Annotated in this window: 18 protein-coding genes; 11 read left to right on the top strand and 7 right to left on the bottom strand. The window is 71.5% G+C overall.

From position 1 onward, the window contains the following. Window positions 1-5: 5 nt before the first annotated feature. The 3 genes from ASG45_RS05930 to ASG45_RS05920 all read left to right on the top strand — a co-directional run bounded on the left by ASG45_RS05930 (window position 6) and on the right by ASG45_RS05920 (window position 4,498). The gene (locus tag ASG45_RS05930) at window positions 6-2,192 is read left to right on the top strand and encodes a molybdopterin oxidoreductase family protein (protein ID WP_235561575.1); all 2,187 of its coding nucleotides are present in this window, start codon (window positions 6-8) and stop codon (window positions 2,190-2,192) included. Continuing rightward, on the top strand, window positions 2,185-3,756 hold the full coding sequence (locus ASG45_RS05925; protein WP_055834125.1) for an FAD-dependent oxidoreductase: 1,572 nt from the start codon (window positions 2,185-2,187) through the stop codon (window positions 3,754-3,756). Before ASG45_RS05930 ends, ASG45_RS05925 begins: the two co-directional genes overlap by 8 nt. A gap of 109 nt (window positions 3,757-3,865) precedes the next feature. Continuing rightward, on the top strand, window positions 3,866-4,498 hold the full coding sequence (locus ASG45_RS05920) for a LysE family translocator (protein WP_055834121.1): 633 nt from the start codon (window positions 3,866-3,868) through the stop codon (window positions 4,496-4,498). 81 nt (window positions 4,499-4,579) lie between these two features. Here the strand turns inward: ASG45_RS05920 and ASG45_RS05915 are convergent, their stop codons facing one another. Continuing rightward, window positions 4,580-6,067 carry an FAD-dependent oxidoreductase gene (locus tag ASG45_RS05915; protein ID WP_055834118.1) on the bottom strand — a complete coding sequence of 496 codons (1,488 nt, stop codon included), beginning with the start codon at window positions 6,065-6,067 and terminating at the stop codon, window positions 4,580-4,582. A 188-nt stretch (window positions 6,068-6,255) separates the two neighbouring features. Between ASG45_RS05915 and ASG45_RS05910 the strand changes: the two genes are divergently transcribed. The 5 genes from ASG45_RS05910 to ASG45_RS05890 all read left to right on the top strand — a co-directional run bounded on the left by ASG45_RS05910 (window position 6,256) and on the right by ASG45_RS05890 (window position 12,576). Further along, a complete protein-coding gene (locus ASG45_RS05910) occupies window positions 6,256-8,094 on the top strand; it encodes a S8 family serine peptidase (RefSeq protein WP_156459387.1) in 1,839 nt (612 codons plus the stop codon). Between the two features lie 25 nt (window positions 8,095-8,119). After that, window positions 8,120-8,788 carry a TetR/AcrR family transcriptional regulator gene (locus ASG45_RS05905; RefSeq protein ID WP_055834112.1) on the top strand — a complete coding sequence of 223 codons (669 nt, stop codon included), beginning with the start codon at window positions 8,120-8,122 and terminating at the stop codon, window positions 8,786-8,788. Window positions 8,789-8,924: 136 nt separating this feature from the next. Then, window positions 8,925-10,172 carry an acyl-CoA dehydrogenase family protein gene (locus ASG45_RS05900; RefSeq protein WP_055834108.1) on the top strand — a complete coding sequence of 416 codons (1,248 nt, stop codon included), beginning with the start codon at window positions 8,925-8,927 and terminating at the stop codon, window positions 10,170-10,172. 178 nt (window positions 10,173-10,350) lie between these two features. After that, window positions 10,351-11,529, top strand: a complete 1,179-nt coding sequence (locus tag ASG45_RS05895; RefSeq protein ID WP_055834105.1) for an AI-2E family transporter — start codon at window positions 10,351-10,353, stop codon at window positions 11,527-11,529. Between the two features lie 3 nt (window positions 11,530-11,532). Then, the gene (locus ASG45_RS05890) at window positions 11,533-12,576 is read left to right on the top strand and encodes an ATP-dependent DNA ligase (protein WP_055834103.1); all 1,044 of its coding nucleotides are present in this window, start codon (window positions 11,533-11,535) and stop codon (window positions 12,574-12,576) included. Between the two features lie 117 nt (window positions 12,577-12,693). Here the strand turns inward: ASG45_RS05890 and ASG45_RS16145 are convergent, their stop codons facing one another. Next, entirely contained in the window at window positions 12,694-13,014 is a 321-nt protein-coding gene (locus ASG45_RS16145; protein WP_156459386.1) for a hypothetical protein, read from the bottom strand. 106 nt (window positions 13,015-13,120) lie between these two features. Between ASG45_RS16145 and ASG45_RS05885 the strand changes: the two genes are divergently transcribed. Further along, a complete protein-coding gene (locus tag ASG45_RS05885) occupies window positions 13,121-15,373 on the top strand; it encodes a S8 family serine peptidase (RefSeq protein ID WP_055834100.1) in 2,253 nt (750 codons plus the stop codon). A 24-nt stretch (window positions 15,374-15,397) separates the two neighbouring features. On the opposite strand, the gene ligD is transcribed toward ASG45_RS05885, so the two are convergent. Next, window positions 15,398-16,429 carry a non-homologous end-joining DNA ligase gene (ligD, locus tag ASG45_RS05880; RefSeq protein WP_055834097.1) on the bottom strand — a complete coding sequence of 344 codons (1,032 nt, stop codon included), beginning with the start codon at window positions 16,427-16,429 and terminating at the stop codon, window positions 15,398-15,400. A 111-nt stretch (window positions 16,430-16,540) separates the two neighbouring features. Here ligD and ASG45_RS05875 point away from each other — a divergent pair, with 111 nt between their 5' ends. Beyond that, window positions 16,541-17,167 carry a DUF1684 domain-containing protein gene (locus ASG45_RS05875; RefSeq protein WP_055834094.1) on the top strand — a complete coding sequence of 209 codons (627 nt, stop codon included), beginning with the start codon at window positions 16,541-16,543 and terminating at the stop codon, window positions 17,165-17,167. 170 nt (window positions 17,168-17,337) lie between these two features. Here the strand turns inward: ASG45_RS05875 and ASG45_RS05870 are convergent, their stop codons facing one another. The 3 genes from ASG45_RS05870 to ASG45_RS05860 form a co-directional block, all read right to left on the bottom strand. After that, entirely contained in the window at window positions 17,338-18,420 is a 1,083-nt protein-coding gene (locus ASG45_RS05870) for an SseB family protein (protein ID WP_055834091.1), read from the bottom strand. Between the two features lie 107 nt (window positions 18,421-18,527). Next, window positions 18,528-20,972, bottom strand: a complete 2,445-nt coding sequence (locus ASG45_RS05865) for an ATP-dependent helicase (protein WP_055834088.1) — start codon at window positions 20,970-20,972, stop codon at window positions 18,528-18,530. 94 nt (window positions 20,973-21,066) lie between these two features. Then, the gene (locus ASG45_RS05860; RefSeq protein WP_055834086.1) at window positions 21,067-21,543 is read right to left on the bottom strand and encodes a general stress protein; all 477 of its coding nucleotides are present in this window, start codon (window positions 21,541-21,543) and stop codon (window positions 21,067-21,069) included. 143 nt (window positions 21,544-21,686) lie between these two features. On the opposite strand from ASG45_RS05860, the gene ASG45_RS05855 reads away from it, so the two are divergent. Next, complete coding sequence (locus ASG45_RS05855; protein ID WP_055834083.1) at window positions 21,687-22,082, top strand: YccF domain-containing protein; 396 nt, start codon at window positions 21,687-21,689, stop codon at window positions 22,080-22,082. Between the two features lie 41 nt (window positions 22,083-22,123). Here ASG45_RS05855 and ASG45_RS05850 read toward each other — a convergent pair whose 3' ends face one another. Beyond that, window positions 22,124-23,062: a hypothetical protein gene (locus ASG45_RS05850; RefSeq protein ID WP_055834080.1), complete on the bottom strand. Its 939-nt coding sequence runs from the start codon at window positions 23,060-23,062 to the stop codon at window positions 22,124-22,126. Window positions 23,063-23,164: the final 102 nt, after the last annotated feature.

Here is a 23,164-nt window from a genome sequence, read left to right as displayed (position 1 = left end):
CGCCCATGAGCTCCGCCGACACCCACTGCCCCTACTGCGCGCTGCAATGCGCGATGACCGTGAGCCATGACGGCACCACCACGGTCACCGGCCGCGACTTCCCCACCAACCGGGGAGGACTCTGCGCCAAGGGCTGGACGTCGGCGGAGCTCCTGGCATCCCCGCACAGACTCCGGATGCCACTGACCCGGCGCTCCGACGGCACCCTCGCCGAGACCACATGGGATGAGGCTCTGGATGCCGTCGCGGCGGCGTTCCGCGAGACGAAAGCGAACCACGGCGCCGACGCCAACGCCATCTTCGGCGGCGGCGGGCTCACCAATGAGAAGGCGTACCAGCTGGGCAAGTTCGCCCGCGTCGCCCTCGGCACCTCGCGCATCGATTACAACGGTCGCTTCTGCATGTCGTCAGCGGCCGCCGCCGCCAATCGGGCGTTCGGCATGGACCGCGGCCTTCCCTTCCCGGTGACCGACCTCGACGACGCCGAGACGATCCTGCTGCTCGGCTCCAATGTCGCCGCGACCATGCCGCCGTTCCTCGCGCACCTCTCCGGAGCCCGCGCCGCCGGCGGCCTCATCGTCGTCGACCCGCGCCGCTCGGCGACCGCACGCCTCACCGAAGACGGCGCCGGCACCCACCTGCAGGCGGCGCCCGGGACCGACCTCCCGTTGCTGCTCGGCCTGACCCACCTCGCCCTCGCCGAGGGCCTCGCCGACCGGGCCTATGTAGAGGAGCGCACGAACGGCTTCGACGCCCTGCGGCGCAGCGTGGCGCAGTGGTGGCCCGAGCGGACGGCATCCACCACCGGCGTTCCTGTCGCAGAACTCCGAGCGACCGCCCGACGCCTCGCCGCGGGACGCGCGTACATCCTCACCGGACGCGGCGTCGAACAGCACGTCGACGGCACCGCCACCGCGACCGCCGCGATCAACCTCGCCCTCGTGCTCGGTCTCGTCGGCCGTGAGGGCTCGGGCTACGGCACCCTCACCGGCCAGGGCAACGGCCAGGGCGGCCGCGAGCACGGCCAGAAGGCCGACCAACTGCCCGGCTACCGCTCCATCCGCGACCCCGAAGCCCGCCGGCACGTCGCCGGGGTCTGGGGCGTCGATCCCGACACGCTTCCGGATGCCGGCATCCCGGCGACCGCGCTGCTCGCAGAGCTCGGCGGTCCGGTGAAGACGCTGCTGGTCGCGGGCTCCAACGTCGTCGTCTCCGCGCCCGACGTCGAGGCCGTGCGCGCGAACCTCACCGCCCTCGACACCCTCATCGTGTGCGACTTCTTCCTCTCCGAGACCGCGGAGCTTGCCGACATCGTGCTGCCCGTGCTGCAGTGGGCCGAAGAGGAGGGCACGATGACCTCTCTCGAGGGCCGGGTCATCCGCCGCCGCCAGGCGCTGCCCGGACCCGACGGCGCCCGCAGCGAGCTGTGGATCATGTCCGAGATCGCGCAGCGCCTGGGCGCGGCATCCACTTGGTCGACCAATCCGGCCGAGGTGTTCGACGAACTCGCCCGCGCCTCGGAGGGCGGTGTCGCCGACTATTCGGGCCTGTCGCACGCGCTGCTCGACACCGGCGTCGAGGCGTACTGGCCGTACCGCTCCGAGAGCACCCCGCGCCCCTTCACCGAGCGCTTCGCCCACGCCGACGGCCGCGCGCGCCTCGTGCCGGTGTCCGCTACTCCCCCGGCGCCCACCGACCGCGGCGGCGACCTGACCCTCGTCACCGGCCGCTACCTGCAGCAGTACCAGTCGGGAACGCAGACCCGACGCGTCGCCGAGCTGAACGGCGCCCGCCCCGAGGCGCGGCTCGAAATCCATCCGGCGACGGCTTCCCGCCTCGGCATCCGCGAGAATGCGCTCGTCGCCGTGTCGAACGAGCGCGGCACCGTGCGGGCGCGGGCGACGGTCACCACCGACATCCGCCACGACACGGTTTTCCTGCCGTTCCACTACGCGGGAGACGAGTGCGCCAACCGCCTCACCGAGGCCATCGTCGACCCGACCTCGGCCATGCCCGAGTTCAAACGCACGCGAGTGCGGGTGGCTCCGGATGCCGCCGCCCCCGGCGCCCCCACCACGACCGGTGCCGTGACGGCCGACGCGCGAGCGGCAGCTCCCCATGTCGTCGAGCGCCCCGGCGTTCTGGTGGCGGGCCGCTCCGATCACCGCCCCCAGGAGGAAATGCATGTCTGAGCGCGTGGTGCTGGTGGGCTACGGTCCCGTCGGGGCGCGACTGGTCGACGGGCTGCTCCCCGCCGTGCGTGCGGGGCGCATCGACCTCACCGTCGTCGGGGCCGAGACCCACGACGTGTACAACCGCGTGCTGCTCGCCGAGTACGCCGTGGGCCGCGCCGACCGCGCGGGCCTCGACATGGACGACCGCCGCGTCGCCGAAGACGCGGGCGTGCGCTTCGCGCTCGGCGCGACGGTGGTCGGCATCGACCGTGATCGGCGGGTGGTGCGCCTGCACGATGGCATCCGGATCGACTACGACCGACTCGTGCTCGCCACCGGTGCCCGCGCCAACGTCCCGACGCTGGCCGGCCTGAAGCGGGCTCGGCGCGACCGGTCGGCCCGACCCGGGGCGCCCGACGACCTCGACCGGGGCGCGGCGCCGCTCCCCCGCGGCGTCGTCGCGCTGCGCGATCTCGCCGACGCCGAACTCGTACGCGCAGCCGTCTCGGCCGGGCAGCGGATCGTCGTGCTGGGCGCCGGTGTGCTGGGGATGGAACTCGCCCTGGCCGCCGCCGAAGCGGGCGCCGAGGTGATCGTCGCGTACCACTCGGCCGCCCCCATGAACCGCACGCTCGACGAGAACGGCGGGCGCGTGCTGGCCGCCGCCGCGCACGCGGCGGGCGTCGAGATGGTGCACCACGCCCGTGCCGAGAGCATCGTGCAGCGCTACGACGACCACGGCCACGCCTGGTTCGACGGCCTGGCCTGCGCCGACGGCAAGGTGCTCGCCGGCGATCTGCTCGTGCTGTCGTGCGGGGTCGGGGCGCGGACCGAGTTGGCATCGCGCAGCGGCCTCGCCACCTCGGCGGGCGTGCTCGTCGACGGCTCGTCGCGCTCGTGGACCGACCCGGCCGTGTACGCGATCGGCGACTGCGCGCACGTCGCCGATCCGGCCGCCGCCGACACCGACGGGCGGGTGCCGGGCGGGCCGACCGGACTCGTCGGCCCGGGCTGGCGCCAGGCCGACCGCCTCGCAGCGCTGCTGTCGTCGGGCGTCTCGTCGCCCGCGGTCGCCGAGCGCCCGGGAGTCGTCATGCTCAAGGCCGAGGGCATCGACGTCGTCGCCGGCGGCGAGGTCGATGCCGACCCCTTCGCGCCCGTGCACGCGTCCGGATGCCATGGCCCCCAGGTCACCCTCTGGGCCGACCCCGCGCGCGGGGCCTACGTGAAGCTCGTCACCGTCGAGGGCGTGCTCACCGGGTTCGTCGCGGTCGGGATGCCGCGCACCGGCGCCGAGCTCACGTTGCTGTTCGAGCGGGGCTCGGAGCTGCCCGCCGACCGCTCCTCCCTGCTGCGGCTCGATGCGCCCGACGTCGGGATGGCCGTCGTCGCCGACCCCTTCGCGGCCGACGCGACCGTCTGCTGGTGCAACGGAGTGAGCGCGGGAGCCATCCGCGACGCCGTTTCGGCCGGGGAGCCGACGGTGGCGTGCGTGAAGGCCTCGACCCGCGCCGGCACCGGCTGCGGCGGCTGCGTCGGTCGGATCACCGAGCTGATCGCACGCGAGACGGTGCCGGCGTAGTGAGCCCGCCGCCCCGGCATCCCGCCACTCCCCTCCCTCCCGCGCACGAAGAAATCGCCCGGGGCGCCCGTGACGTCTGCGCGTAACGCAGCCGCACTACCCTTCACTCATGCCTCCGCTCGAGAACCTCGTGGCCTTCGTCGCCGCGTCGGTCGTGATCATCGTCATCCCGGGTCCGAGCGTGCTGTTCGTCATCGGCCGCTCGATCGCCCTGGGCCGTCGGGCGGGCGTGCTCAGCGTCGTCGGCAACGCCCTCGGCACCGTGCCCGCGGTGCTCGCGGTGTCGTTCGGGGTCGGAGCGATCGTGGCGTCGTCGGTGGTCGCTTTCACCGTGCTCAAGGTCGTCGGGGCGATCTACCTCGTGTGGCTCGGCATCCAGGCCATCCGTCACCGCCGCGACCACGTCGCCGGTGCGTCCCGCGCCCCCGCCTCGTCGTGGATGCTGCTGCGCCAGGGCTTCGTCGTGGGGATCACGAACCCCAAGACCATCGCCTTCTTCGTCGCCGTGCTGCCGCAGTTCGTCGCCCCGCAGGCCGGTGCCGTGTGGCTGCAGCTGCTGCTGCTCGGCCTGGTCTTCCAGGTCCTCGCGCTCACGTGCGACAGCGCCTGGGCCCTGGCCGCCGGCACCGCACGCGCATGGTTCGCCCGGTCGCCGCAGCGCATCTCGACGCTCTCGGCGACGGGTGGCGTCATGATGATCGGCCTGGGCGGCGCCCTCGCGTTCACCGGCGCGAAGAGCTGAGGCGCGGCACAACTCCTGCGGAAGCGCCGGCGAAGCCGCGGCGTCTCGCGTGCAGCGCCGGTGTGCGCGGCGCCCGCGACCTCAGCTCACCGCACCTCGCACGTCGAGATCCGCCGAGGCCGCACCCTCGAGCCGCGTTCCCTCGGGCGCGAAGCGCGAACCGTCGACGGGGCTGTCCCACGACCGTTCGGCGTCGTTCCAGGTGAGCGGAACCGGGGCGACGACCGCGCGGGTGCGCCCCTCGACGGTCGACACCGCCGCCGTGCGAAGGCCCCGGCGCGCCACGACGCCGGCCCCTTCGGCGGGGCGCTTCGCCGGGGCGGGGACGGCCGAGGTCAGTGCCCCCGCCACCACGCCGACGCGCCGGGTCGCCTCGCCGATGCCGCGGCCGAGGTCGGCGGGCACCGTCATGCGCGTGCCGATCGTGCGCATCCAGTGCGGCCGATCGCCGCGCGAGACACCGCGGATCTCGTCGCTCAACCGCATCGCCGCGGCGGGGGCGTTCGTGAGACCCCATCCCGCGTATCCGGTGGCGAAGCGCAGGCGTCCGAGGCCGCGCGGCATCCCCCCGACGAACGGCACGAGGTTGTGCGACTGGTAGTCCTGGCCCGACCAGCGGGCGATCTCGGCCCCCACCGGCAGGGTGCGCCGGGCCCAGGCGGCGAGTTCCTCGACGAGCGCGACCTCCGACCGCGCTGAGCCGACCGGATGCCGTGCCCCGGTGACGATGAGCGCGGAACGCCCGAGCGACGACGGTGCCGCCACGACGCTGCGCCCGTCGACGCCGACCTCGCTCCACATGCCGCCGGGGGCCGCGGCATCCCCCTCCATCTCGAAGGCGATCGCCCACGAGCGCAGCGCCCGCGTCTTGAGGTCGTACAACCCGCGGCGGGTGATGGGCGTGCCGGTGGCGAGCACGACGGTGTCGCCGAGGAGCGGGCCGTGGGCGGTGTCGACGCGTCCGGTGGGGAGCGCGTGCACGTCGGTGACGCGCGCCCCGGTGTGCAGAGTCGCCCCGGCGTCGACGGCCGCGCGGGCCAATGAATCGACCAGCTGCACGGGGTCGAGGGCGAGCTGGTCGTCGAGGGCGAGGGCGCGCACGGGAGTGCGCCCACCGAGCTCGTCGGGGGCGTCCTCGCGCACGTCGAGGCCCGCCTCGCGCGCGGCGTCGCGGACGGCGTCGAGCGCGGTATCGGTGGCGAGACCGCGGCCGAAGGTGAACGCCGTCCGCCGGTCGGCTGCGGCACCCGCCCGCTCGGCGAGCCACTCCTGGCCCGCGCGGTTGGACTCGACGTAGGCGCGCACGAGACTCGCGGGGTGGTGCTGGCGCAGGGCCGCGAGCGTCGTGCCCTGCAGCAGCGACGCCATGCCGACCGACGCCCCGGTCGCGCCCCCGCCCACGTCGCCGGAGTCCACCACGGCGACGTCGACGCCGGCTTCCGCGAGCATCAAGGCGGTGGAGAGGCCCGTGATCCCGGCGCCGACGACGATCACGTCGTGGTGCGTCCCGGGCTCGATCGAGGTCGTGTCGGCGGGCGTGCGGTCTCGGGTCCACAGCGGGGAGGTCATGGTCCCATCGAACTCTCGGTGACGGCCTCCGCGCAGCGGGTTGCCGACGCCGGTCCCGTCGTCTACGTGGAGGGTCCACGAATGCGGTGATTGCGCTGAGTACGGCCCCTAGGATGAAGCTCGTCGGCTCCCTGAGCCACCGCCGAGCTGACCAGTCGACGGCGTCACCGACCCTGGGAGTCGTTCGCGTGCGGACCTCAGTGGGCTTCGCCCTCGCTTTCATCCTTGTCACCGCCGGTATCGCCCCGGCCGCGTGGGCGGCCCCGACCGATGCGACGGATTCCTGCCGGTCGATCCCGGTCGACGCCGACGCCCCGCTCAAGGCCGACCTCGCGCGGGAGCGCTTCGGCGTCGACGGCACGGGGGTCACCGTCGGCGTGCTCTCGGATTCGTACGGCCTGACCTCCGCCGAGGGCGCCACCGTGGCCGACGACATCGCCCACGGCCTGCTGCCGGGCCCCGGCAACCCCTGCGGGCGCACCACCCCCGTCGACGTCGTCCACGAGACGACCGGGGGCAAGGACGAGGGACGCGCGATGCTGCAGCTCGTGCACGGCATCGCCCCGGGCGCGACGCTGATGTTCGCGGGAGTGGATGCCGATCGCGCGGCCTCCTTGCGCGAATCCATCGACCTGTTGGTCGCCGCGGGCGCCGACGTCATCGTCGACGACATCGGCATGGAAGACGACTCGATCTTCCAGCGCTCCCTCTCGGGCGAGGCGATCGTGCGCGCGACCGCGGCCGGCGTCGCGTACTTCACGGCCGCGGGCAACGGCAACAAGATCTCCGTCGCCCCCCGGCCGGGTCAGACGAAGGGGCCGGTCAACGGCTGGGAGACGACCGCGTACCGGCCGACCGCCTGCCCCGACGGGGTGACCGCGGCGGTTCTCGCGCAGGGACGCACCGCTCCCCTCGACTGCCTCGACGTCGACCCCGCAGAGGGCACCGACACGACCCTGAACTACGTGATCGGGGTGAAGGACGAGGGCGAGGTGATCTTCCAGTGGGGTGAGCCGGCCGACCGCGTGAGCGGCCTCTTCGTGCCCGTCGTCACGATCGACGGGGAGCCTCTGTCGACCGCCCCCACACCGCTGCAGGACGCCACCCCCGGCTTCACCGTCGCCCTGCCCGCCCGCGACAAGCCGTTCGAGATCGACATCACCGTCGCGCGCCTCGCGATCCCGGATGCCGCGACCTCACTGCCCCTGCCGCCGGTCTTCGTCTCGTTCGACCAGGGCGTGCAGGTCGGGTCCGCCGAGTACTGGCGCTCAAGCGGCGACGACACCGTGGGCCGCACGATCATGGGCCACAACGGCGATCCGGCGGCCATCTCGGTCGCCGCCGCCCCCGCCGCCACCCCGCTGCAGGTCGAGGACTTCAGCAGCATCGGACCGGTCACCTGGGCGTTCGGCTCGCGCGTCGCGGCCGATCCGTCGGCGGTGCTCGACCCTCGTCCGGTGGTGTCGAAGCCCGATCTGCTCTCGGTCGACGGCGTTCGCACCTCGGTGCTCGGCGCCGACACCGACGACCCCGGCGTCAAGATCTTCTCGGGCACGTCGGCGGCCGCCCCCAACGCCGCCGCCGTCGCCGCCCTGATCCGCTCTCTGGCCCCCGACACCGACCAGGAGCAGATCCGCGCCCTGCTCACCTCGACGGCGACCCGCGCTCCCTCGCCCTGGGGTTCGGTCCCCGCCGAGAACATCGTGGGCGCCGGCCTGATCGACGCCGAAGCGGCGCTGGCCGCCCTGCCTCCGCGCCCCGGCCCCACCCCCGAACCGACACCGACGCCCGAGCCGACGCCGACGCCGACGCCGGAACCCACGCCGACGCCTTCGCCGACGGCGACGGCGGGCCCGAGCGCCTCACCCAGCGCGTCTCCGGCTCCGGCCGCCGCCCCCGACGGGGGTCGCCTCGCGTCGACGGGAATGGATGCCACCGCCCTCGCACCCCTGGCGATCGCTGCGGGGGTGGTCGTGATCGGCGGCGTGATCCTGCTGGTGGTACGGGCACGCGCGCGGCGGCGGTGAGCGGCGCCCCGGTTAGGCTTCCCGTGTGAGCGACACCCCTGCCCCCTCGAGCCGCACGGCGGTCGTGGCGGCCGCGATCGACCTGTTCGCCGCGCACGGGTACGACCAGACGTCGGTGGAGCAGATCGCCCAGGCCGCCGGGGTCTCGCGCTCGACGTTCTTCCGCCAGTTCGGCGGCAAAGAAGACGTCGTCTTCGCCGACCACGAGGTGCTCATCGGCGAGACCCGCGCGTACCTCGCGCAGCCGCACGCCGACCCGTGGGCGGCCGTGTGCGACGCCTCGATGCGCGTGTTCCGCCACTTCGCCGCCGACCCCGAGCTGGCCCGCCGTCGCTACGCGATCGTGCGCGAGATCCCGGGGCTGCGCGACCGCGAGATCGTCACCGTCTTCCGGTACGAGCGCCTCTTCGACGAGTACCTGCGCGACGCCCTCCCCGGCCTCGATCCGCTGGATGCCGTCGGCTTCGCCGCCCTCGTCACCGCCGTGCACAACCACGTGCTGCGTCGACTCATGCGCGGCGCCCGGGTTCCGGCATCCACTCTGCGCCGCGCGCTCGACGACGTAATGCGTCGGTACGGTGTGCATCCCGACGGGGAGGACCCGGCCGGCGACGACGTGATCGTCGCCGCCTTCCCCCGGCGCATGCCCACCGCCGAGATGTCGCGCCGCCTGCGCGCGTCGCTCGAGGACTGAGCGCGGGCGTCGCAACCACCTCGTCGAGTGTCCCGAACACGCCGCTCCCGCACGGGGTGTGCGGCGTGTCGGGGACACTCAACGCTCTGCCCGCAGACCATGACACCCAGTCCCAAGATGAGCGATACTGGGAACCATGACCATCGATGCCGATGCCGAGACCCCCACGCTCCCCGGTGAGCGGATCGCCCACTATGACCTGCTCGGGCGCCGCGACACCGATTACTACGCCGTCTTCGCCGACATCCCCGAGGCCGACCGCGCCGCCTGGGAGCGCGCGAAGCAGTTCGCCGACGAGGTCGGCACGCGCATGCAGGGCGAATGGGATGCCGCGACCTACCCCGTCGAGCTCGTTCGACGCATGGGCGAACTCGAACTCTTCACCGACGGCATCGAGCACCCCGACCTTCCCGCGACCTCTCCCCTGGCCGCGGGCCTGGTCAACATGGAGATCTCGCGGCACGACGGGTCGCTGGCCACCGCCCTCGCCGTGCAGGGCGGACTCGCGCTGCGCACCCTGGCGCTCTTCGGCTCCCCCGAACAGCAGCAGCGCTGGCTGCAGCCTCTCGCCGACGGGTCGGTGCTGGGCGCGTTCGCGCTGACCGAGCCCGACCACGGGTCCGACTCCGTCTCGCTCGAGACCACCGCCACCCGCTCGGCCGAGGGATGGTCGCTCCGCGGCACGAAGAAGTGGATCGGCAACGGCGCATCGGGCGGCATCACGTTCGTGTGGGCGCGGGTCGAGAACGAGGGCGGCGACGATCACGGGGCCGTGCGCTGCTTCCTCGTCGAGCAGGACACCCCGGGGTACACCGGAACGGTCATCACCGGAAAGGTGTCGCTGCGCGGCATCCATCAGGCCCACATCGCCCTCGACGACGTCCGTCTGCCCGCGGATGCCGTGCTCCCGGGCACGCACACGTTCAAGGACGCATCGATCGTGCTCTTCGCGACCCGCTCGGGCGTCGCCTGGTCGGCGCTGGGTCACGCCACCGCCTGTTACGAGATCGCCCGGACGTATGCCACGGAGCGCATGCAGTTCGGCAAGCCCCTCGCGAAGTTCCAGATGGTGCAGGAACGCCTGGCGCAGATGCTCGACGAGGTCACCGCCATGCAGCTCTATTGCCGCCGTCTGGCCGACCTCGAGACCACCGGCGGCCTGCGCCCCACGCAGGCGTCGCTGGCGAAGTACCACAACACCCGCGCCGCCCGTCGGGTGGCCTCGGTCGCCCGCGACCTGCTCGGCGGCAACGGCATCCTGCTCGAGAACGGCGTCATGCAGCACCTGGCCGACATCGAGGCGATCCACACGTACGAGGGCACCGAGAGCGTCCAAGCCCTCCTGCTCGGTCGCGACATCACCGGGATGAGCGCGTTCGTCTGATCCCGGATGCCACGGCCCCGGCGCCCTCCTCGGCGTCGGGGCCGCGGTCACCGGCCCTCGGCGACCGCCCGGGGGCCTGTGGAACGCCCCGGTTTCCGGCATCCCCAGGCCCTATCCCGCGCCACGACACCGCGCAACCCGCGCCTGCCATGTCCGACGCCCCCGCTACCTTGTGAGCATGGGCCTGTTCTCTCGTCATCCCGCGCCGCGCGACGCGATCACCTCCGTCGCTCAGGCGGTTCAGACGCCTCCGAAGAGCCTCTGGGCCGACGGGTTCGGGCGCCTCGCGGTCCGTGCGCTGCAGATCATCGTCGTGGTCATCCTCGTCGCCGGTCTCATCTGGGGCATCCAGCAGGTGACGCTCGTCATCATCCCGCTGATCCTCGCGCTCATCTTCGCCTCGGCATTCGGCCCGGTGACGATGTGGATGAGGCGCAAGGGAGTGCCGGCGGTCCTGGCGACCCTTCTCACGCTGCTCGCCGTCGTCGTCGTGTTGGGCGCCCTCGGCTGGCTGGTCGTCAACGCCGTCGTCGACCAGTGGCCGAAGCTCAGTTCGCAAGCCGTGCAGGGCTTCCAGCAGGCACAGGACTGGTACCACACGCTGCCCTTCGCGATCTCGCAGGACCAGGTCAACGGCCTCATCCAGGGCGTTCAGGACTTCGTCACCAGCTCGCAGTTCGGCAGCGGCGCCCTGGCGGGGGTCAGCGCCGTGGCGTCGTTCGTCACCGGCTTCGTGCTCATGGTCGTCATCCTGTTCTTCTTCCTCAAAGACGGCCCGCGCATGTGGGAGTTCGTCCTGCGCCCGTTCCGCGGCGACCACTACGACCGCGCCCGCCGCATCGGCGACAAGACGGTGACGGTGCTCGGGTCGTACATGCGCGGCACCGCCTCGGTCGCCGCCGTCGACGCGATCGGCATCTACATCGGTCTGCTCATCCTGCAGGTGCCGCTCGCGCTGCCCCTCGCCGTGCTCGTCTTCCTGCTCGCCTTCATCCCGATCGTCGGTGCGGTCACCGCCGGCATCCTGGCGGCCCTCGTCGCCCTCGTCACGAACGGCCCCATCGTGGCGCTGATCGTCGTCGGCGTCGTCGTGCTCGTCAACCAGCTCGAGGGCAACTTCCTGCAGCCGGTGCTCATGGGCCGCACCATGAAGCTGCACTCCTTCGTCGTGCTGGTGGTGCTGGCCGGCGGCACCGCGATCGGCGGCATCCTCGGCACCCTGCTGGCCGTTCCTCTCACCGCCGTGGTCTGGGGCATCGTCAGCGTCTGGAACGGCACCGACCGGCCCGCCGAGTGGGCGCGTCGCAAGAAGCGCAAGAACCCCGTGCCGCTCGCCGGGGGCGAGAGCGAAGGCTGACCCATGGCCTACGACATCCCGGCACCGATGCTGGCGAAGTCCGTTCCCGCGGTGCCCGAGCACGCGAAGGTCGAGGGAGGGTTCAGTTACGAACCCAAGTGGGACGGCTTTCGCGCGCTCGTGTCGTGGGACGGTACCGATGTCGAGATCGGCAGCCGCGGGGCGAAGCCCCTCACCCGCTACTTCCCCGAGTTGGTCGCGGCCTTCGCCGAGATCCTGCCCGAGCCGTGCCTGATCGACGGTGAGGTCGTGGTGGCCCGCGGGCAGCGCGGTGAGCAGCGACTCGACTGGGAGGCCCTGTCGCAGCGCATCCACCCCGCCGCGTCGCGCGTGACGATGCTGTCGAACGAGACGCCGGCGATGTTCATCGCGTTCGACCTGCTCGCACGCGGCGACCGCGATCTGCAAGCCGAGCCCTTCTCGGAACGCCGCGCCCAGCTCGAGAACCTGCTCGGCGCCGTGCCGCACCCCGTTCACGTCACCCGCACCACCGACGACCCCGACCTCGCGCGCCGGTGGCTCGCCGAGTTCGAGGGCGCCGGCCTCGACGGCGTGATCGCCAAACCCCTCGCCCAGCCGTACGCGCCGAACAAGCGCACGATGTTCAAGATCAAGCACGCCCGCACCGCCGACGTCGTGGCGCTCGGGTACCGCATCCACAAGTCTGGCGAGGGCGTCGGGTCACTGCTCGTCGGTCTCTACGACGACGAGGGCACCCTGCACGGCGTCGGCGGGGTATCGGCGTGGACCGACGCCCGCCGCCGCGAACTCATCGACGAGCTCGCGCCGCTCGTCGAGCGCGACGCCGAGGGCGAAGCGGTCGTCGGAGAGACCGACCGTTCGCGCTTCTCGGCATCCAAAGACGTGTCGTTCGTGCGCCTGCGCCCCGAGCGCGTGCTCGAGGTGCGCTATGACCAGCTCGAGGGCATGCGCTTCCGCCACACCGTGCAGTTCGACCGGTGGCGCCCCGACCGCGACGCCCGCTCGTGCACCTTCGCGCAGCTCGAGACGGTGACGTCGTACGACCTGGGCGACGTGCTGGAGTGAGGGGTGGTCTTCCTGCCCTCGATGTCGAGCACGACGGAGCGTCGCCCCCGGGCTGTCCACCTCGGTCGTCCACTCGTTCCGCCCGCGCGAGGAGGGACCGACCGGTCGGGGCCGCAGCTATGCGAGTTCTCGTACGAAATCCTGAGTAAGCGTCGCCAGGAACGCATGGTGGTCGAGGCCGGGTGTCGGTGACACGTTCGGAGGCAGCGAAGTGAGGAAATCGAGATGGCCGGCACCGGGGTAGGTTCGCACGCTGATGGTGGCGGGGGCAGCGCGCAGGACATCCAAGGTTGACGGAGGCGTCACCCTGTCTGCCGCTCCCGTCATGACGACGACCGGAACACGGAGTCGATCGAGCGCACCCGGCGCGCGAAACCAGCCAAGCGTGGGGGCTAACGCGATCACCCTCGAGACGCGAGGTTCGACGGCGATGATCACGACAGGAGCGTAGCTTCTGGCCGCGAAATCGGGGGCTGCTATTGTGAGCCCGGCTCTGCTCGGGGCCGCTGGCTCTTGGGGGATAAGCGTGCACCGTCTGGGCAGAATGACCGTTGTCGGCGCCGTGATCACTGGCTCGCTGGTCACCACCCTTCTCGCAGGTACCGCGGCATCGGCGGCACCGGGACCGGACGACGATGGGTCCGACACGCTCTCGGGACGCCTGCTGCAGGTCACTCAGCTCGACCTGTCGGACGACCCCGCAGAAGCATCGCGGCAGATCGACGAGCAGTCGGTGACCCTCGGCATCGTCGACGGCGGGCCGGCGAGTCTGCAGGTCTCCCCCGGCGGTATCGCCGTGACGATCTACTACACGACACCGCCCACCGACGGCGATCTCGCTGCCATCCGCGAGCTCGGCACCGTCGACGACGTGGCGGCGAAGTACCTCGTCGTCGACGCGACGATCCCGGCCGCAGCGCTGGCGACGGTCGCCGCCCTTCCGAACATCGCCTATGTCCTCGAGAACATCGCCCCGACGACATCGGGGGTGAGCCGCGACATCGTGGGCGCCCGAGCAGAAACGACCTCGGCCGCGCGTCCGACCGACTCCTGCCGCACCATCGAAGCCAACCTGGCCGAGCCCCTGAACGTTCCCTTCGCGCGCGAGCTTTACGGCGTCGACGGCACGGGGGTGAAGATCGGGATCATCTCGGACTCCTACGCGACACGGACAGACCCCCTGAGCACGCCGGAACAGGACATCGCCGCCGGGCTCCTTCCCGGTGACAGCAACCCATGCGGTTACGCACAGCCGGTGCAGGTCGTCAAAGAGAGCCGTCAGGCCGGATCCGACGAGGGGCGTGCCATGGCCCAGCTCGTGCACAGCATCGCGCCGGGGTCGACCCTTCTGTTCGCCAGCGGATCCGGTGGGCAGGCGGGGTTCGTCGACGCCGTGGACGCGTTGACACACGCAGGCGCCGACGTCATCGTCGATGACCTCGGGTACTCGGGCGAACTGATGTTCCAAGACGGCCCGGCCTCGAACGCCCTCTCAGACGCCGTTGCCGACGGCATCCCCTTCTTCACCGCCGCCGGCAATGACACGTCGTTCGCCAGTGTGGGACCGAGTACCGGTCACGTCATCTCGTCGTGGGAGACACCTGAGTACCGTCCCACAGACTGCCCCCCGTCCGTGGCGGCCTACCTTCGCGACAATGAGATGACCGGGGACTGCCTCGACTTCAGCCCCTCCGAACAGGCAGACCCGACCGACACCCTGACGTACCCGAACCTGCATAACCAGGCGAACCCGTCGGCGACCATCATGCTGCAGTGGGCGCAGGCCATCAGGGCGTCCGACACCCAGTTGATGGCAGCCGTGCTCGATTCCGACGGGAAGATCCTTCGCATCACTCCGTCGCAGCCTCTCGGACTGCCCCTGCAGACGCTGGCTTTCGAACCCGATCAGGGCGACCTCCGCACCGGGGGCGAATACGACTTCGTCGTCGTTCGCAACACCACCGACGGCATCCCTGCATCTCTTCCGCGTGTGAAGGCCATCTTCACCGGAAGCTACCTTCGCGGCGCCGAGTACTTCGAGAACACGGGGGGAGACATCGTCGGCCCCTCCATCTACGGGCACGCGGGCACGCCGTCGGGCGTCAGCGTGGTGGCGGCCAACGCCGCCGACCCCTCCGTCATCGAGCCTTTCAGCGGCACCGGGCCGCTGACCCTGTACTTCGAGCCCTTCCCCAGCACGAAGGCCCTGCCGCAGCCGATCGCCGGGGCGCCCACCCTGACGGGCCTCGATGGTGTCTGGACCAACTTCTTCGGCACTCCGGTGCCGGACGAGCCGGGAACCTACTCCTTCACCGGTACCTCAGCGGCGGCTCCGTCCGCCGCGGCAGTCGCGGCCCTGGGGCTGCAGAAGAACCCCGACCTCACCCCCGCTCAGGTGACCGCGGCCCTCACCTCGACCTCTCGAGAAGTTCCGTTCATCTTTCCGGGTGTCGAGCGCGAAGACGTGACGGGATCCGGTCTCGTGGATGCCGCGGGGTTCCTTTCCGTGCTCCCCGCGCCGACTCCCACTCCCACCCCGGTTCCCCCGACGCCCGTCCCCCCGACACCGGTACCGACACCGACACCTGTACCGACACCCACCGACACGCCCCTCCCCCAGCCCACGTCGACGGCCGTTCCCGTGCCGAACGACGCCGGGGGCACACGCGAACTCGGACGCACCGGCACGTCGGCAGACGGCGCCCTCACCGGCGGCGTTCTCGGGGCCCTGCTCCTCGTCGGCGGACTCGGGGTGGTTCTCCTGCGTCGCGGCCGCACGGGCCGTCCCCGTCTGTGACGCCCCTCGCGTCGGTCGGGTCGCTCAACCGTCCGACGCGGGGTTCTTCGCCCGCGAGGGCTGCACGCGCGGCGGCTCACCCGGCATCTTGGGGAACTCCGGCGGGAAGGGCAGTTCGCCGAGGCCGTTGTCGAGGTCGCGCTGCCACCACTCCAGCAGCGTGTCGATGCGCCCGGGCTTCTCGGCGAACCCGGCCCACGGATCGCCGACGGATGCCAACCGCTCGGGGATGCTGCGCACGGTGAACGCGAGCGGGTCGAGGCCGTCGAGCTCGTCCCACTCGACCGGTGTGGACACGGTGGCCGTCGGCAGAGCGCGGGGCGAGTAGGCGCCGGCCATCGTGCGATCGCGGTTCGCCTGGTTGAAGTCGACGAAGATGCGCTGGCCGCGCTCCTCTTTCCACCAGCTCGTGGTCACGGCATCCGGCATCCGTCGCTCGAGTTCCCGGGCCGCGGCGATGACCGCGTGTCGCACGTCGAGGAACTCGTGCGTGGGCTCGATCGGGCAGAACACGTGCAGACCCCGGTTGCCGCTCGTCTTGATCCACGCCTCGAGCCCCGCCTCGCGCAGCACCGTGCGCAGCTCGTGCGCGGCGACGACCGCTTCGGCGATCCCCGTGCCCGGCTGCGGGTCGAGGTCGATGCGCAGTTCGACGGGATGGTCGGCGTCGCTCGCGAGCGAGGCCCACGGATGGAACACGATCGTGTTCATCTGCGCCGCCCAGACGGCCGAGCCGATCTCACCGAGGAAGAGCTGCGGATGCCGCCGCCCGCTGTTATAGGTCACCGTCACGGCCTCGACGAACGCCGGCGCCCCCTTGGGCGGGTTCTTCGAGAAGAACGCCTCGCCCCCGACGCCCTCGGGAAAGCGTTCGAGCGACACCGGCCGATGCCCGTTCGCCGCGATGAAGGGGTCGGCGACGGCGATGAGGTACTCGGCGAGTTCCCGCTTGGTGATGCCCACCTCGGGCCAGAGCACGCGATCGGGGTTCGAGATGCCGATCTCGCGGTCGCCCTCGGGACCCGGCACGGTCAGCGTGATGCGGGGGGATGCCATGCCCCGACGTTAGTGCGCCGGAGCCGTCGGCGTCTCCCCGGTTGCGCTGAGCGTGAGGGGCCCGTGTCCAGCCCGGGGTCCCGGCATCCGGCCTGCGTTTACGCTCGGACCATGACATCCGCCGCCGCCCGTAAGGCCCTCGACATCGCCGACTGGCGCCGCCGCGTGTTCGCTCTGTACGACGCCGTGCGGCAAGCCGAAGATCCTGAAGAGGCGCACGAGCTCTGGCGCATCGAGCGCGACGCGCTGTTGGCCGATCACCCCGCCACTCCCCTGCTGCCGGAGCAGCGCGAGGGCTTCGTCGGCCTGCCGATCGCCCCGTACGACGCCGCCTGGCGGTTCGAGTTTCCGCTGCTCGACGCCGATGAGGCGTCGTTCGTCGCCACGACCGGCACCGACGGCGAGGTCGAGTTCGAGCGCATCGGCCGCGTCGAGCTGCCCGACACCGGCTCTCTCGACGTGTGGCGGCTGACTTCGTACGCCGGAGGGCTGTTCATCCCCGTCCGCGACGGCTCCGCCGGGCGCCCGGGCGGCACATACGGCGGCGGTCGCTACCTGCTCGACACCGTCAAGGGCGCCGACCTCGGCCAAGGCTCCGCGCCCGACAGCCTCGTCATCGACTTCAACTTCGCGTACAACCCCTCGTGCGCCTACGACCCGATGTGGGCCTGTCCTCTGGCCCCAGCGGGCAACGTGCTCCCGGTCGCCGTGCCGGTGGGCGAGCTGTACGGGGTCTGAGCCGGGCCGGCGCGATCCCCGGTGGCCGCGCAGGGTCCCTCGGCCATCGCGGGACGGATGCCAGAGCCCGGCGCCGCTGAAGCAATAGGCGGTCCACTGCACCAGGGAACCCAGACAGCAACGACGACGGGCCGCCTCCGAAAAGGAAGCGGCCCGTCGTCGTTGAGAGATCAGGAGGTCGGCGCGGTGTCTTCCGCCGCCAGGGCGATCACGGGAGCGAGCTCGTCGCGCGTGAGGCGGATCCAGGGGCCGGCCGGGTCGATCAGCACGCCGGTGAGCTCCGCGTCGCCGGCGAGGGCCTTCGCCAACTGCAGCGGCTTGACCGGCAGGGGCTGGTCGCCGCGGCCGAGAGCGAGCAGCTCGAGCGGGTGCGTGAACACCTCGAGATAGCGCTCGCCACCGGCTGAACGCGACTCGGCGACACCGACGGGTCCGCCCTCTTCGGTCTGGGCGACGGCGATCCACATCGGCGCCTCGGCCACCATGGCGTCGACGATCGTGGATGCCGTGGTCTCATCGCGCGTCTCGCACAGGGCCGTCTTGATCCGCAGTTCAGGGTCGACCTCGGCGACCATGCGCTCGAGCAGCGCCTTGGGCAGCACGGCACGGTTGTCGCCCGAGGCCGGGTCGAGCACGATGCCGGCGTACGAGCCGCCGAGCACGTGCTGCAGCAGCGCCATCACGGGCTGACCCATCGCCGAGGTGTCGTGGTCGCCGTCGGCCTCGACGCTCGCGCGCAGGGCCATACCACCGCTGTAGGCGAGCACGAGCTGCTCGTCGCCGCGATTGGCGACGGCCAACGGAAGGTCTTTGCCCTCGGCGAGCAGGGCGCGCGCGTCACCCTTCACGCGCAGGAAGACGTGCCCCTGCAGGAGCTGACGGGCGACGTTGAGCAGCTGCGCGGGCTCGGGCTGGTCCTTGATCTCGGCGAGGGCGATCCCCAGCAGAGCGTTGTCGCGCAGACCCTGCACCGTCTCGGGAGCCTCGGGGGCTTCCATCGGTCCGGGCTGGCGGGCGGACGGCCGCGCCGAGAGAGGAGGCGCCGAGGGGTTTTCGGGACCGGCACCCACACCCCGGAACGACGACATCGAAATGCCGACCGTGGGGGCGGCGGGGGCCTGCTCGGCGGCGGGGGCGGCGTCGCTCGGACCGGCGGGATCGACGGGCTGCTCGCCCGGTTCGATGGTGCTGTCGGGCCGGTCGGCCGATGCGTCGTCGGAATCGGACTTGTTGCGGCGCGAGAAGAGGGCCATTGTTCCAGCCTATCCGGGCGGTCCCTGTCGCGGGCCCGGCCGGCCCGACCGCGACCTCGCCCCGTGGTGGTCTGAGATGGCGCGGCGTGGTCCGACGCCGCGCCGGTTCACACCTTCGCGATCGGCGCGATCTTCACCAGCAGCTTCTTCGGTCCCACCGTGTCGAAGCGCACGTGCGCCACGCGCTTCGCACCCTCGCCGGTGACGGCGTCGACACGCCCCTCGCCGAAGTCGTCGTGACGGATGCGATCTCCCGCGGCCAGCACCAGGTCGCCGTTGTCGCGCACCTTCGCCGGAATGCGGTTGGGGAACTTGCTCGGGTCGGCCGGCGCACGCTTGGGCAGCGGTACGAGGTCGTCCCCGTAGCGGTTGCCGCCCGAGCCGCCCTGACCGGCCCATCGGCCGCCGCGGGCGTTGAGCGCGCGCGACTGCGAGCCACCTCGACCGTTGACGTCGCCCGGCGACTGACGCCAGTCGATGAGGTCGGCCGGGATCTCTTGCAGGAACCGGCTCGGCATGGCCACGGTGACCTCGCCGAACTGGGCGCGGGTCATCGCGAGCGAGACGTGCAGGCGCTTGCGGGCGCGGGTGATGCCGACGTAGAAGAGGCGGCGTTCCTCTTGCGGACCGCCCGGCTCGTTGGCCGAGATGCGGTGCGGCAACAGGTCTTCTTCGACGCCGGTGAGGAACACCGCGTCGTACTCGAGGCCCTTCGCGGTGTGCAGGGTCATGAGCGAGACCGAGCCCGACGCGTCGTCGAGGTCATCGGCATCCGCCACCAGAGTGACCTCGGTGAGGAAGTCGATGATCGTGCCCTCGGGGTTGTTGCGGGCGAACTCGCGCGTCACCGCGACGAGCTCGTCGAGGTTCTCGAGGCGCGCTTCGTCTTGCGGGTCGCGGCTGGCGCGCAGGGCGTCGAAATAGCCGCTCTTGTTGAGGAGCAGCGTGAGTCCCTCGGTGACCGACGTAGAGGGGGCGAGCTCTCCCGATGCCGGCAGCATGATCGCCGTGGCCTCGGTGAGCACCGCATCGAGCTGGTCGATGGCCTTCTGCAGCTTGGGTCCGACGCCGATCTGCGCCGAGTTGGCCAGCGCATCGCGGAAGGTGATGCCGTGCTCGGCGGCATAGCGGGCGATCGCGGTCTCGGTGACATCGCCGATGCCGCGGCGCGGACGGTTGAGGATTCGGCGCACGGCCATGCCGTCGGCGGGGTTGGCGACGGCGACGAGGTACGCGAGGGCGTCCTTGATCTCGGCGCGCTCGTAGAACTTGGTGCCGCCCATGATCTTGTACGGCACGGCCGAGCGGATGAAGATCTCTTCCAGCGCACGCGACTGCGAGTTGGTGCGGTAGAACACCGCGACACCGGAGTAGTCGACGCCCTTCTTGTGCAGGGATTCGATCTCGTCGGCGACGAACTGCGCCTCGTCGTGCTGCGAGTACCCGGTGAAGCCGATGATGGGGTCGCCCGCGCCGACGTCGGTCCAGAGTTTCTTCTCTTTGCGGTCGAAGTTGTTCGAGATGACCGCGTTGGCCGCCGACAGGATGTTCTGCGTCGAGCGGTAGTTCTGCTCGAGCAACACCACCTTGGCGCCCGGGTAGTCGCGCTCGAACTCGCTGATGTTGCGGATGTCGGCGCCGCGGAAGGCGTAGATCGACTGATCGGAGTCACCGACGACGGTGAGGGACGCCGCATCTTCGCCGACGGGTTCGGCCTCGAAGATCATCATTCCGCCGCCGGCCGACATCGGCTCGGCGTCGGATCCCGGGGGGCGCGTCAGTTCGTGGATGAGGGCGTACTGCGCGTGGTTGGTGTCTTGGTACTCGTCGACCAGGATGTGCCGGAACCGCTTGCGGTACACGTCGGCGACCTGCGGGAAGGCGCGGAAGAGGTAGACCGTCTGCGCGATGAGGTCGTCGAAGTCGAAGGCGTTGGACCGCTGCAGTTCGCGCTGGTACGAGCCGAAGATCTCGACGAAGACGCGCTCGGCCGGGTCGCTCATGTTGGCCGAGCGGGCGTACGACTCGGCGTCGGCGAGCTCGTTCTTGAGCTTCGAGATACGGCTCTGCGTCCCGGCGGGAGTCAGACCGAACGAGTCGCCCTCGTGCTCTTTGACCAGTCGCTTGATGAGAGCGCGCGAGTCGCCCGAGTCGTAGATGGTGAACGCCTTGGTGAAGCCGAACTGCTCGGCCTCGCGCCGCAGGATGCGCACGCAGGCCGAGTGGAACGTCGAGATCCACATGCCGTCGGACTTCTGCCCGATGAGCTGGTGCACGCGCTCGCGCATCTCACCCGCGGCCTTGTTCGTGAACGTGATGGCGAGGATCTGGCTCGGATACGCCTCGCGCGTGCGCAGCAACGAGGCGATGCGCCGGGTGAGCACGCTGGTCTTGCCCGATCCGGCGCCGGCGACGATGAGCAGCGCCTGACCCCGGTAGGTGACGGCATCGCGCTGGGGACCGTTGAGTCCCTCGAGCAGGTCGGCGTCGGGGCGGGCGTCCGACGGCGCGGACCCGCCGACGATGAGGGGCGTGGTGGAGGCGTCGGTCATGGCGGGTCAAGTCTAGGCGGGGCCTCCGACATCGGCCCTCCGTGCCGGCCGCGGGGCTCCCGCGACGTCGCGAGACCCCCGCCCCGGCGAAACGTTACGCCCGCGCCTCGCCCGCCGCTCCCGACGACAGCAGCGACTGCGCGCGTGAGAAGTGCTCGGCATCCACCGTCACGTCCCACCGCTCGGCCTCGAACCCCTGCACCGACGAGAAGTCGCGGCGGCCGCCGGTGAACGCGTGACCGGCGAAGCCGAACACCGCACCCCAGACGGCACCCAGGACGAGGCCCCAGACCAGCAGGCCGAGGAATCCTCCGGGGGTCAGCAGCCCCAGCAGCACGCCGATCATCAGGCCGAACCAGGCACCGGAGGCCGCGCCGAGACCCGCCGCGCGTCCGCGGGTCAGGCGGCCGGTCACCTGCTCGACGATGCGCACGCCGTGCCCGACGATCGCGGTGTGCTCGACGGGGAAGCCGGCGTCGGAGAGGCGGTCGACGGCCGCCTGCGCTCCGGTGTAGTCGCTGAAGCTCGAGAGTGTGCGGCGCTCGGGGGTGGCGCGGGTGACGTCGGTCATGGGGGTTCCTCTCCCTCGGATGGGCCTCACGCTAGCCCTCCGCGTCTCGACGGGCGGGGCGCTTGCGCGTCGTCCTGCCCCTGGATAGGCCCGGGGCTGTCAAACCCCGGATGCCACACAGCCCGGCCGGTCATGATGGGGACATGCGCCTCATCCTCAACGTCCTCTGGCTCGTGCTCTCGGGCTTCTGGCTCTTCCTGGGCTACTTCGCCGCGGGGATCGTGCTGTGCATCTTCATCATCACGATCCCGTGGGGCATCGCGGCGTTCCGGATCGGCCTGTACGCGCTGTGGCCGTTCGGCCGCGAGATCGTGTCCAAGCCCACCGCCGGTGTGGGCTCGTTCCTGGGCAACGTCGTATGGGTCATCCTCGCCGGGTGGTGGCTGGCGCTGGAGCACGTCGTCACCGGCCTGCTGCTCTGCGTCACGATCATCGGCATCCCGCTCGGGATCGCGAACTTCAAGCTCGTGCCGGTCTCGCTCATGCCCCTCGGTAAAGAGGTGCGCGAGCTCCGTCGCGGGGGTCCGTTCGACCGGTGATCCGGTCCTAGGGCGGCGCGCACGGCGCTCACCCCGGCGCGTCAGCGTGCGGTGCGCTCATACACCCGTCGGGGAAGAGCGAGCAGGATGCCGACGAGCGTGATGATCGCCCCGATCACCGCGGTGGTGATGACGAGCTCGACCGGGAAGGCTCCGTCCCGCGCGCCGGCGAAGCGCGCGAGGTCCCAGGGAAGCACTCCGACCTGCTCGTTCCACGACCGCAGCGCAGCGCCCGCTCCCATGAACGCCACCGTGACCGCGGGGACGGCGCACCCCACGCCCATGCCGGCCAGGGCGATACCGGTCGCGCGACGGCGTCCGAGCTGGGGGCGGAGCGACCACCCGGCGGCGACGAACACCCAGGCGAGTAGGGCGAACGCCCCCGTCAGGTAGAGCACCCGCACCGCGGGGATGGTCCACAGCGCCGACCAGATGCCCTCGGAGCCCGACAGCGCCACCGCCGTCAGGGCGACGACGCAGCGCAGCACGAGCGCGCCGCCGACGGCCGCGATGATCGGCCACGGCGAGCGCTTGCCGAGCAGCAGCCGCACGACGATCGCGAAGACGAGCCAGCTGGCGATGGCCACCGCCGCTCCCCACAGGCCGTCGCGGGGCGTCTGCACGATGCGGGTCGCCACGAGCAAGCCGCCCGGAATGAGGATCATCAACCACCGGTCGAGCGGCAGCAGTCCGAGGCTGGACTCGCGGGCCCGCCAGGGTCGCGTCGACGCGATCCAGGTCGCACGCGCGGCCGCCGCGCCGGGGCGGCGCACCAGGCTGGTGCGGGCGGCGACCATGCCGATGACGACCCAGACGACCCCGAGCAGCAGCAGACCGCGGCCGAACCATTCGGTCGTCGCGTTCACGACGACGGGAGCGCGGGTGAAGGGATCGACCACGAACGACAGGATGAGGCCGAGCACGAGGAGTACGCCGGCGGTGCTCAGCGCCAGAACGCCTCGCCCCGTCGTCGTCGCCATGCACCTACGTTAGCGGGCACACCCGCGCGCTCCGACCGCAAAGGCCGGGCCACCCGGGCCGCCCCTCGCGACCGCGGCACGCGAGCGCGGCCGCGCGGACCG

It is taken from the genome of Microbacterium sp. Leaf436 (assembly GCF_001424715.1).
Taxonomy (GTDB): Bacteria; Actinomycetota; Actinomycetes; order Actinomycetales; family Microbacteriaceae; genus Microbacterium.
This window is presented reverse-complemented; position numbering and strand designations above follow the sequence as displayed.

Excerpts from the sequence above, each read along its gene's own strand:
- ASG45_RS05850 (WP_055834080.1), bottom strand. The coding sequence starts at position 23,062 with ATGGCGACGACGACGGGGCGAGGCGTTCTGGCGCTGAGCACCGCCGGC.
- ASG45_RS05870 (WP_055834091.1), bottom strand. The coding sequence starts at position 18,420 with ATGGCCCTCTTCTCGCGCCGCAACAAGTCCGATTCCGACGACGCATCG.
- ligD (WP_055834097.1), bottom strand. The coding sequence starts at position 16,429 with ATGGCATCCCCCCGCATCACGCTGACCGTGCCGGGTCCCGAGGGCGAC.
- ASG45_RS05930 (WP_235561575.1), top strand. The coding sequence starts at position 6 with ATGAGCTCCGCCGACACCCACTGCCCCTACTGCGCGCTGCAATGCGCG.
- ASG45_RS05915 (WP_055834118.1), bottom strand. The coding sequence starts at position 6,067 with ATGACCTCCCCGCTGTGGACCCGAGACCGCACGCCCGCCGACACGACC.
- ASG45_RS05920 (WP_055834121.1), top strand. The coding sequence starts at position 3,866 with ATGCCTCCGCTCGAGAACCTCGTGGCCTTCGTCGCCGCGTCGGTCGTG.
- ASG45_RS05875 (WP_055834094.1), top strand. The coding sequence starts at position 16,541 with ATGACATCCGCCGCCGCCCGTAAGGCCCTCGACATCGCCGACTGGCGC.
- ASG45_RS05895 (WP_055834105.1), top strand. The coding sequence starts at position 10,351 with ATGGGCCTGTTCTCTCGTCATCCCGCGCCGCGCGACGCGATCACCTCC.
- ASG45_RS05900 (WP_055834108.1), top strand. The coding sequence starts at position 8,925 with ATGACCATCGATGCCGATGCCGAGACCCCCACGCTCCCCGGTGAGCGG.
- ASG45_RS05860 (WP_055834086.1), bottom strand. The coding sequence starts at position 21,543 with ATGACCGACGTCACCCGCGCCACCCCCGAGCGCCGCACACTCTCGAGC.
- ASG45_RS05865 (WP_055834088.1), bottom strand. The coding sequence starts at position 20,972 with ATGACCGACGCCTCCACCACGCCCCTCATCGTCGGCGGGTCCGCGCCG.
- ASG45_RS05925 (WP_055834125.1), top strand. The coding sequence starts at position 2,185 with ATGTCTGAGCGCGTGGTGCTGGTGGGCTACGGTCCCGTCGGGGCGCGA.
- ASG45_RS05885 (WP_055834100.1), top strand. The coding sequence starts at position 13,121 with ATGACCGTTGTCGGCGCCGTGATCACTGGCTCGCTGGTCACCACCCTT.
- ASG45_RS05855 (WP_055834083.1), top strand. The coding sequence starts at position 21,687 with ATGCGCCTCATCCTCAACGTCCTCTGGCTCGTGCTCTCGGGCTTCTGG.
- ASG45_RS05890 (WP_055834103.1), top strand. The coding sequence starts at position 11,533 with ATGGCCTACGACATCCCGGCACCGATGCTGGCGAAGTCCGTTCCCGCG.